This window comes from Cesiribacter andamanensis AMV16, assembly GCF_000348925.1.
Taxonomy (GTDB): Bacteria; Bacteroidota; Bacteroidia; order Cytophagales; family Cyclobacteriaceae; genus Cesiribacter; species Cesiribacter andamanensis.
Genome location: NZ_AODQ01000164.1, coordinates 1 through 8,402 on the forward strand (window position 1 = coordinate 1; position 8,402 = coordinate 8,402).

Sequence of the window (8,402 nt, forward strand, 5' to 3'; positions counted from 1 at the left end):
GATAATGGGGTAGGCTCCTGCAGCTTACAAACTCCAGTTCTCATTGATCTCGCTGATGGCGTGGTGGGCGGTCATGTCGAACTGCACGGGCACCAGGGAGGCCCAGTTATTGGCAATGGCCCACTCATCATTGTCTTCACCCTTATCATAATTGACAAAATTGCCGGCCAGCCAGAAATAGCGGCGGCCGTTGGGGTCAAAGCGCTCATCGAACTGCTCCTGCCACTTGGCGCGGGCTTGCCGGCAGATCTTCACCCCTTTCATTTCTTCATCGCGGCGGGGAGGGAAGTTTACGTTCAGGGCTGTGCCTTTAGGGATACCGTTCTGCAGCGCCTGCCGGGCAATCTTGAGCACCAGCGCATGGGTATGGCTAAAATCAGCGTCAGGGTCAAAATCGCAGAGCGAAAAGCCAATGGCCGGCATGCCCTCAATGGCCGCTTCAATGGCCGCCGACATGGTGCCGCTGTAGAGCACGCTGATGGAGGTATTGCTGCCGTGGTTGATGCCGCTTACCACCAGATCGGGCGTGTTGTCTTTGAGCACATGGTGCTTGGCCAGTTTGATGCAATCGGCAGGGGTGCCGGAACATTTGTAGGCTTCTACCCCCCAGTGATCAAAGACATCGGTTTTATACAGGCGCAGGGTATTGCCAATGGTGATGGCATGGCCCATGCCGGACTGGGGACCATCGGGGGCAACCACCACCACATCGCCCAGTTCTTTCATGAGCATCACCAGGGTACGAATGCCGGGTGCGGTGATGCCATCGTCGTTCGAAACTAATATAAGGGGTCGTTCTCTTTTCATAGTGAATTGCGGTACAGGCCCAAATATCGGCCCTGTACCGCTGCCATACAAGTTTAGGTAGGGTGAATCGTGGAGGTAGGGGGGATAGAAGATAATAGACGTTGGACGATAGACAATGGACAATAGGCAGTGGAGAAGGTAGGGTGTGCCTTCCGCCTGTTCCTATTCTAACGATGTTCAAGGCAGGGAGCAGCTAATACCTTTCCTTGTTTGATATTCGCTATCCCCTATCTATCATCTTTAGTCTATCGTCCAATGTCTATCGTCCATCAACCCTATTCAGGCTGAAAGTTCTTCTCTCTGTCAGCTGCTGCCGGCAGGGCATTGTAATAGGCAGTTATGCGCACCAGGTCCCGCATCTGATCATAGCGCAGGTGATAGTCTTGCATATAGGACCGTATTTCCCGATGCCTGCTGCTCATGATGGAAAGCAGCCGGCCCAGTCGGGGGCGGTAGAGATGCACGCTGCCATCGGCCTGCAGGAAGTAATACTCATACACGGGATCCTGCTTTTTCTTGCCGGACTCTTCTTCCTCCTCATAGGCAACATCTACCAGATGCTCCATGTAGGGCCGGCACAAGAGGGTAAGTTTTCCCTCATAGAGTACCTCAAAGAGGCGCTGGGCCTGATAATTGCCCCGTACCTGGTAGGGAAGCGAGTAAAAACGGCGCACGGCCCGGCGGGGGTGCTCTTCTATGCTGAACGTAAGCAGCTTTTTGCCGCTGTAGGAGTGGATGCGGTCATCCTCCAGCCGGATCTGCACGGCATCGTTTACGATATCGTAGCGGAGCTCACCGGTAAGGGTGTCTCCATCCAGGAGAATGAGCTGGCCCGGTTTCCAGAAGCGGGACCACTGCTGGGCTTCGAGGGTGGCGGGCAGAACTAGTAAAAGGAGAACAGTTGAAAAAGTGGTGAATTTTAAAAAATGGTTCATGGATCAATGGGAGCCTGTCAGGTTTCTTCTTCTCGCATAATCGTGTGCCCCATTTTATCGCGCTTGGTCCGCAGGTACTGCTTGTTGTGTTCGTTGGCGGCAATCTCGATAGGCACACTGTCTACAATTTCCAGTCCGTATCCGATCAGCCCGGCTCGTTTCTTGGGGTTGTTGGAGAGCAGCTTGATCTTGCTGATCCCCAGGTCCCGCAGGATTTGTGCGCCTACGCCGTAGTCGCGGTGGTCCATCTGAAAACCCAGCTGAAGGTTGGCCTGTACCGTGTCATAGCCTTCTTCCTGTAGCTTATATGCTTTTAATTTGTTGAGTAAGCCTATTCCTCGTCCCTCCTGGTTCATGTACAGAACGACACCCCTACCGGATTCGTCTACCATTTTCATGGCGGCGTGCAGCTGGCTGCCACAATCGCAGCGGCACGAGCCAAAAATATCGCCCGTTACACATGAACTGTGCACCCGTACCAGTACCGGCTCCTCTTCGGTCCATTCTCCTTTGGTCAGGGCCAGGTGCATCTCGTTGGTGTTGGTCTGGCGGTAGGCCACCATCCGGAAATCGCCCCACTGGGTGGGCATGTTCACCTCAATTTCCCGCTCAATGAGGCTTTCGTTCTTAAGCCGGTAGGCAATCAGGTCCTTAATGGAGACCAGCTTTAGGCCAAAATGATTGGCCACCTTGCGCAGGTCCATCAGGCGCGCCATGGTGCCATCCTCATTCATGATCTCTACCAGCACACCCGCAGGCCGGAAGCCTGCCAGACGGGCCAGGTCAATGGCCGCCTCGGTATGGCCGGCCCTGCGCAGCACGCCGCCGCGCTTGGCCTTTAGGGGAAACACATGGCCGGGCTTGCCCAGCTCTTCCGGCCGGGTAGCCGGGTTCACCAGGGCCTTGATGGTCTTGGCCCGGTCACTGGCCGAGATGCCGGTGCTGGTGCCATGGCCGATCAGGTCTACCGATACCGTAAAAGGCGTTTCAAAGGTAGCCGTGTTCTTGCCTACCATCAGCTCCAGACCCAGCTCTTCGCAGCGGTCTTCAATGATTGCGGCACAGATGAGCCCACGGCCATTCTTGGCCATAAAATTGATGATTTCCGGCGTTACACTTTCCGCCGCACAGATAAAATCCCCTTCATTTTCCCGATCTTCATCGTCCACAACAATGATGATCTCACCCTTGCGAATGGCGTCAATCGCTTCTTCTATGGTATCGAGCAGTTTGTCCTCTTTCATGTGTGCTTTTCTAAAGTAGGGCGTTTACAGTGCGCTGTATGCCGGAAATTACGGCACAAAGGTAGCAGTAAATCACCAATCTCAAGAATAAGAACACAAATTATCCTGTAGCCGTTCTGAGCAGTGAACGATTGGGGCTTACTCAACATCAAAGCTGATAAAAAGCAACAGGGTGCTGTGGGATGGTACGGGACCCCTCCCGGGAGGTTGAAGATTTAGCCGATTTTTTTCAACATTTTTTCCTAGCCCGCTATAACATTTCCTAATAGGGCGGCCAGTTCCATTTCAGCTTTCTTCAACTCCTGGTGCACCAGCAGGATCTGGGTCACACCCTCCTCGCTGCTGGTGTGCAGCAGCTGCTGCTGATTCTCATGAATGAGGGCACGCACAAAACGAAATTTGTGGCGCAGTACATACTGCAAAGCGGTTTTGTCCAGGTGGTCCTCTTCGGTGGTGGTGTAGATGTGGTGGCGCTCCTGCCAGGCGGCGCTCAGCTCGTAGCGGCTCATACTCAGCTCGGCCACTACCTGCCGTATTTCGGCTGATTCCTGCTGGAGCAGAAACTGCTCGTCAAGGATGCGCCCCTGCTCCAGCTGCTGGCGGTACAGCTCCAGGATCTGGCGGTACACCGGGGTCTTGAACTCAAGATCGGCCACTTCCTGCAGCAGGTATTGCTGCATAAGCAGGTTTTCGCTCAGGCTCTTGAAGCCATAGCGAAGCAGCAGCCGTATACCCTCCAGCTCCTGCAGGGCAAGGCTATCGAAATGGGTGGTGACGGACTGTGGTTTGGCCGCTGTAGCCGGTTCGGGCTGCGCATCGTAATAATCCGGTGGCGGGGCATCGGGATAGGGGAGGAAGGACTGCTGCTGTTGCTGCTGCTGGCTGGCTTTGCGGCGCGTCACCTTCTGCAGCTCGGCCGTCAGTACGGGCTCATCAATGTTGAGCAGCTGGCTGCACTCTTTTATGTAGACCGCCTGCGCCATGGGGTCCTGCAGCAGGGCAATGCTGCTCACTACCTCGCGGGCCACTTCGGTACGCCGCAGGGGGTCTTTGCCGGCCTCCTTTAGCAGCAGCTGGGTTTTAAAGACCACAAAGTCAGTAGCCTCCTGCTGCAGATAGGCTGCAAAGGCGGTGGCACCCAGCTTACGGCTGTAGCTGTCGGGGTCCTCGCCATCGGGAAATACCACTACCCGGGCCTGCAGTCCCCCCTCCAGGATCAGATCAATGCCCCGCAGCGAGGCCCTGAGGCCGGCCGGGTCGCCATCGTACAGCACGGTAATATGCTTGCTGTAGCGGCCAATAAGGCGAATCTGCTCTACAGTAAGCGAGGTGCCGCTGGAGGCCACCACGTTCTCAATGCCGCAGAGGTGTAGCGAGATCACATCGGTATAGCCTTCTACCAGGTAGCAATTGTCCTGCTGGCGGATGGGCCGCTTGGCCAGGTGCATGCCATAGAGCACATTGCTCTTGTGGTAGACGGGCGTTTCGGGCGAGTTAAGGTACTTGGGCTGCTTTTTATCCGACCCAAGCATACGGGCGCCAAAGGCTATGGGCTTGCCCGAAGGGTGATGGATGGGAAAGATCACCCGCCCCCTGAAGCGGTCGTACTTCTTTTCTTCTTTAAGAATGATAAGGCCGGCTTTTTCCAGCAGATCAATGCTGTAGCCCTTCTCGGTAGCAGCCTTCAGCAGGCCATCCCAGGCTTCGGTGCTGTAGCCCAGCTCAAATTTCTGGATAATGGCATCGGAAAAGCCCCGCTCCCGCAGGTAGCTGTAGCCAATGCTTTTGCCCTCAGGGTGGTTTTTGAGGATGTCCTGAAAATACTCGGTGGCAAACTTTAGAACGATGTAGAGGCTTTCCTTCTCCTGATGCTCCTGCAGGTCCTGCGGATCGGCTTCCTCTTCAGGCAGCTCCAGGCCATACTTTTGGGCCAGCTGCTTTACGGCATCCATAAAGCTCAGGCTCTCTACTTCCATCACAAAATTAATGGCATCGCCAGCCTTGCCACAGCCAAAGCATTTGTAGATGCCCTTGTCAGGCGCTACGGAAAAGGAAGGCGATTTTTCATCATGAAAGGGGCAGCAGGCCCAGAGGTTACGCCCTTTGCGCTTGAGCGAAACATAGTCGCCCACCACTTCTTCAATGTCCAGCCGCTGCTGAAGCTCCGCTAAAATGTCCTGCCCGATGCGCATTGCGTGTTAATACAAGGTGTAGGGGTACAAGGTACAAAAATAGTTAGATTCCTGAAGGGTAGGTACGCCTGCTACCCGGCACTATTCTTTTAGCAGCCGAGACGGTCTCCGGAGCAGCGCCGGAAGGAAACATCAAAAATATTTTCTTCTGTCAAGGCCCTTATGCAAACGATTTAAATTTGTATGATGGCACTTTATCAAAATAATATAAAGTCATTTATGATAATGTCAAAATAATATTTCTTTATTTTTTGAATTATTGAATGTAAGTTCATGATTCTATTGATGCATAATTTTTTTGTTTGCCTATGGCTAGCCCATCCGATCAACCTCTTGCCGAGCTGCCCCAACAAGGCCTGTATACCCCCGAACTGGAACATGATGCCTGTGGCATTGGCAGTATCGTACATCTTAAGGGAAAAAAATCCTACCGTCTGGTGCGGGATGCTCTGCTCATGCTCCGCAACATGGAGCATAGGGGGGCAACTGGCAGCGACCCCCTAACGGGCGATGGGGCCGGCATACTCACCCAGCTGCCGCACCGCTTTTTTCGGGCAGCCATGGCCCGGCAGGGGGTGCGCCTGCCGGCAGAAGGCCGGTATGGGGTAGGGGTGGTGTTTTTTCCTCAGGATGCCCGGCAGCAGGCCCATTGCCGGCAGCTGCTCAACAGCAGCCTTGAGCGCATGGGCTTTCGGCTGCTGGGGTATCGGCTGGTACCGGTGGTAGCCTCGGTGCCAGGCCAGCAGGCGCAAGCCGCTGCCCCCCACATTGAACAGGTGTTTGTACAGGCAGATGATAAAGGCCTGGAGGGGGAGGCGCTGGAGCGAAAGCTGTACGTGCTGCGCAAGCGTACCCTCCATGAGGCCAACCGCACAGCCGCCGGAGCCGGATTTTACATGCCCAGCTTCTCAGCCCGCACTATCGTGTACAAAGGGCAGCTGAAGACCGATCAGCTGGAGGCCTACTATCCTGATCTGCAGCACCCCCTCTACCGTTCGGCCTTGGCCGTGGTGCATTCCCGCTTTTCTACCAATACCTTTCCCAACTGGCGCCTGGCGCAGCCCTTTCGCTTTATTGCTCACAATGGGGAGATCAATACCATTCGGGGCAATGTAAATAAAATGGTGAGCAAGCAAAGCCGCATGCACTCGGCCCTCTTTACCGATGAGGAACTGGCCTGGCTGCTGCCGGTAACGGATCCGGGCTTTTCCGACTCGGCCAACCTGGATGGCCTGGTAGAACTGCTTACACTTGCGGGCCGCCCTCTGCCGCATGTGATGATGATGCTGGTGCCCGAAGCCTGGCAGGATAACCGCCAGATGGACCCACGCCGCAAAGCCTTTTACAAATACCATGCGGCCCTTATGGAGCCCTGGGATGGCCCTGCCGCCCTCTTTTTTACCGATGGCCGGCAGGTAGGCGCCTGCCTGGACCGGAACGGGCTGCGGCCGGTGCGCTACTGCCTGACCCGCAACGGGCGGCTGATCATGGCCTCTGAGGCCGGCGCCCTGCCTGTAGCTCCCAGAGATGTGCTCAAACGGGGGCGCCTGCAGCCCGGCAAAATGCTGCTGGCCGATACCCTGGAGGGCCGGATGCTGGAAGATGAGGAGATCAAAGAGCTGGTGTGCCGGGACAAGCCCTACCTGGAGTGGATTCGCCAAAACCGCCTCAAGCTGCGCCTGATGCCTGATCCGCAGGTGCCCCTGCCCCCCCTGCCTGCTGAACTGCTGCAGCAGCAACTGGGGGCCTTTGGCTATACCGAAGAGGACCTGAAGATGATCATCAGACCCATGGCGGCACACGGCAAAGAGCCCGTAGGCAGCATGGGGGCCGATGCGCCCCTGGCCGTACTTTCCCGGCAGCCCCAGCATGTGGCCAATTATTTCAAACAGTTCTTTGCCCAGGTAAGCAACCCGCCCATTGACCCCCTTCGGGAGCGCCTGGTGATGTCGCTCTTTACCCGCCTGGGCGAGGCCGGCAACCTGCTGGACGAAAGCCCGGAACATACCCGCCAGATCCACCTCTCGCAGCCGGTGCTCAGCCACCAGGACTTTTACAAACTCCTTCACCTGGACCGGGAAGGTTATCCCTACCAGCTGCTGGATGCCACCTTTGCACTGGGCGAGGAGCAGGGGCTGCGCAATGCCCTGGACCGGCTCTGCAAGGAGGCAGAAGCCGCCGTAAAGCTGGGGAAAAAGATCCTGATCCTCTCCAACCGGGGGGTGCAGGCCGGGCGGCTGGCCGTTCCCTCCCTGCTGGCCATTGGGGCGGTGCACCATCACCTTATCCTAAAGCGGCTCCGCACAAAAACCGGTCTGGTGATAGAAGCCGGCGATGCCTGGGAAACCCACCATGTTGCCACCATCATTGGCTATGGCGCCAGTGCCGTATATCCCTACCTGGCCTACGCCACCATAGAGGCCCAGCAGCAGGCCGGTAAGCTGGACAGGCAGCTGCCCCTTGATAGGCTACTGGCAAACTACATCGAAGCGATGGGCGGGGGGCTGCTGAAGATTCTCTCCAAAATGGGCATCAGCACCCTGCAGTCTTACCAGGGATCCCAGATCTTTGAGTGTGTTGGCCTGGGAAGAGAAGTGATCGAGCTTTGCTTTAAGGGCACTACCAGCCGCCTGGGGGGGCTGGGCTTTGCCGAGCTGGAACAGGAGTGCCTGCTGCGGCATCAGGCAGCCTACAACCCGGCCTGGGAGGGACTTGAACCAGGCGGCTATTACCAGTGGCGCCGTAGTGGCGAAACGCATTTGCTACAGCCCCAGGTGATCCATTACCTGCAGAAATCTACCCGGCTGGGCAACTATGCACTGTACAAAGAATATTCCAGGGCCGTACGTCAGCAACAGCAGGGCGCTGTTAGCCTGCGCAACCTGCTGGAGTTTCGGTATCTGCGGCCCCCTGTACCTCTTGAAGAGGTAGAGCCTGCCAGTGCCCTGCTGAAACGCTTTGCCACCGGGGCCATGTCGTTTGGCTCCATCTCCCATGAAGCCCACAGCACACTGGCCATTGCCATGAACCGCATTGGCGGCAAGAGCAATAGCGGCGAGGGTGGGGAAGATGAGGCCCGCTATACGCCTCGGCCCAATGGCGACTCCGAGCGCTCGGCCATCAAGCAGGTAGCCTCGGGCCGCTTTGGCGTAACCAGCCATTACCTGGCCAATGCTGATGAGCTGCAGATCAAGATTGCCCAGGGGGCCAAGCCGGGCGAGGGC

The 8,402-nt window shown here is 56.5% G+C and carries 5 protein-coding genes; 1 reads left to right on the forward strand and 4 read right to left on the reverse strand.

Annotated elements, in window-relative coordinates:
• Nucleotides 1–24: 24 nt before the first annotated feature.
• The 4 genes from surE to dnaG all read right to left on the reverse strand — a co-directional run bounded on the left by surE (nucleotide 25) and on the right by dnaG (nucleotide 5,178).
• Nucleotides 25–807, reverse strand: a complete 783-nt coding sequence (gene surE / locus ADICEAN_RS19135) for a 5'/3'-nucleotidase SurE (protein ID WP_009197310.1) — start codon at nucleotides 805–807, stop codon at nucleotides 25–27.
• Nucleotides 808–1,082: 275 nt separating this feature from the next.
• On the reverse strand, nucleotides 1,083–1,742 hold the full coding sequence (locus tag ADICEAN_RS19140; protein ID WP_009197311.1) for a hypothetical protein: 660 nt from the start codon (nucleotides 1,740–1,742) through the stop codon (nucleotides 1,083–1,085).
• A gap of 17 nt (nucleotides 1,743–1,759) precedes the next feature.
• Nucleotides 1,760–2,986 carry a bifunctional 3,4-dihydroxy-2-butanone-4-phosphate synthase/GTP cyclohydrolase II gene (locus tag ADICEAN_RS19145; RefSeq protein WP_009197312.1) on the reverse strand — a complete coding sequence of 409 codons (1,227 nt, stop codon included), beginning with the start codon at nucleotides 2,984–2,986 and terminating at the stop codon, nucleotides 1,760–1,762.
• 242 nt (nucleotides 2,987–3,228) lie between these two features.
• A complete protein-coding gene (gene dnaG / locus ADICEAN_RS19150; protein WP_009197313.1) occupies nucleotides 3,229–5,178 on the reverse strand; it encodes a DNA primase in 1,950 nt (649 codons plus the stop codon).
• A 308-nt stretch (nucleotides 5,179–5,486) separates the two neighbouring features.
• Here dnaG and ADICEAN_RS19155 point away from each other — a divergent pair.
• A partial coding sequence (locus ADICEAN_RS19155; protein WP_236612963.1) for a glutamate synthase central domain-containing protein occupies nucleotides 5,487–8,402 on the forward strand: 2,916 nt, incomplete at its 3' end.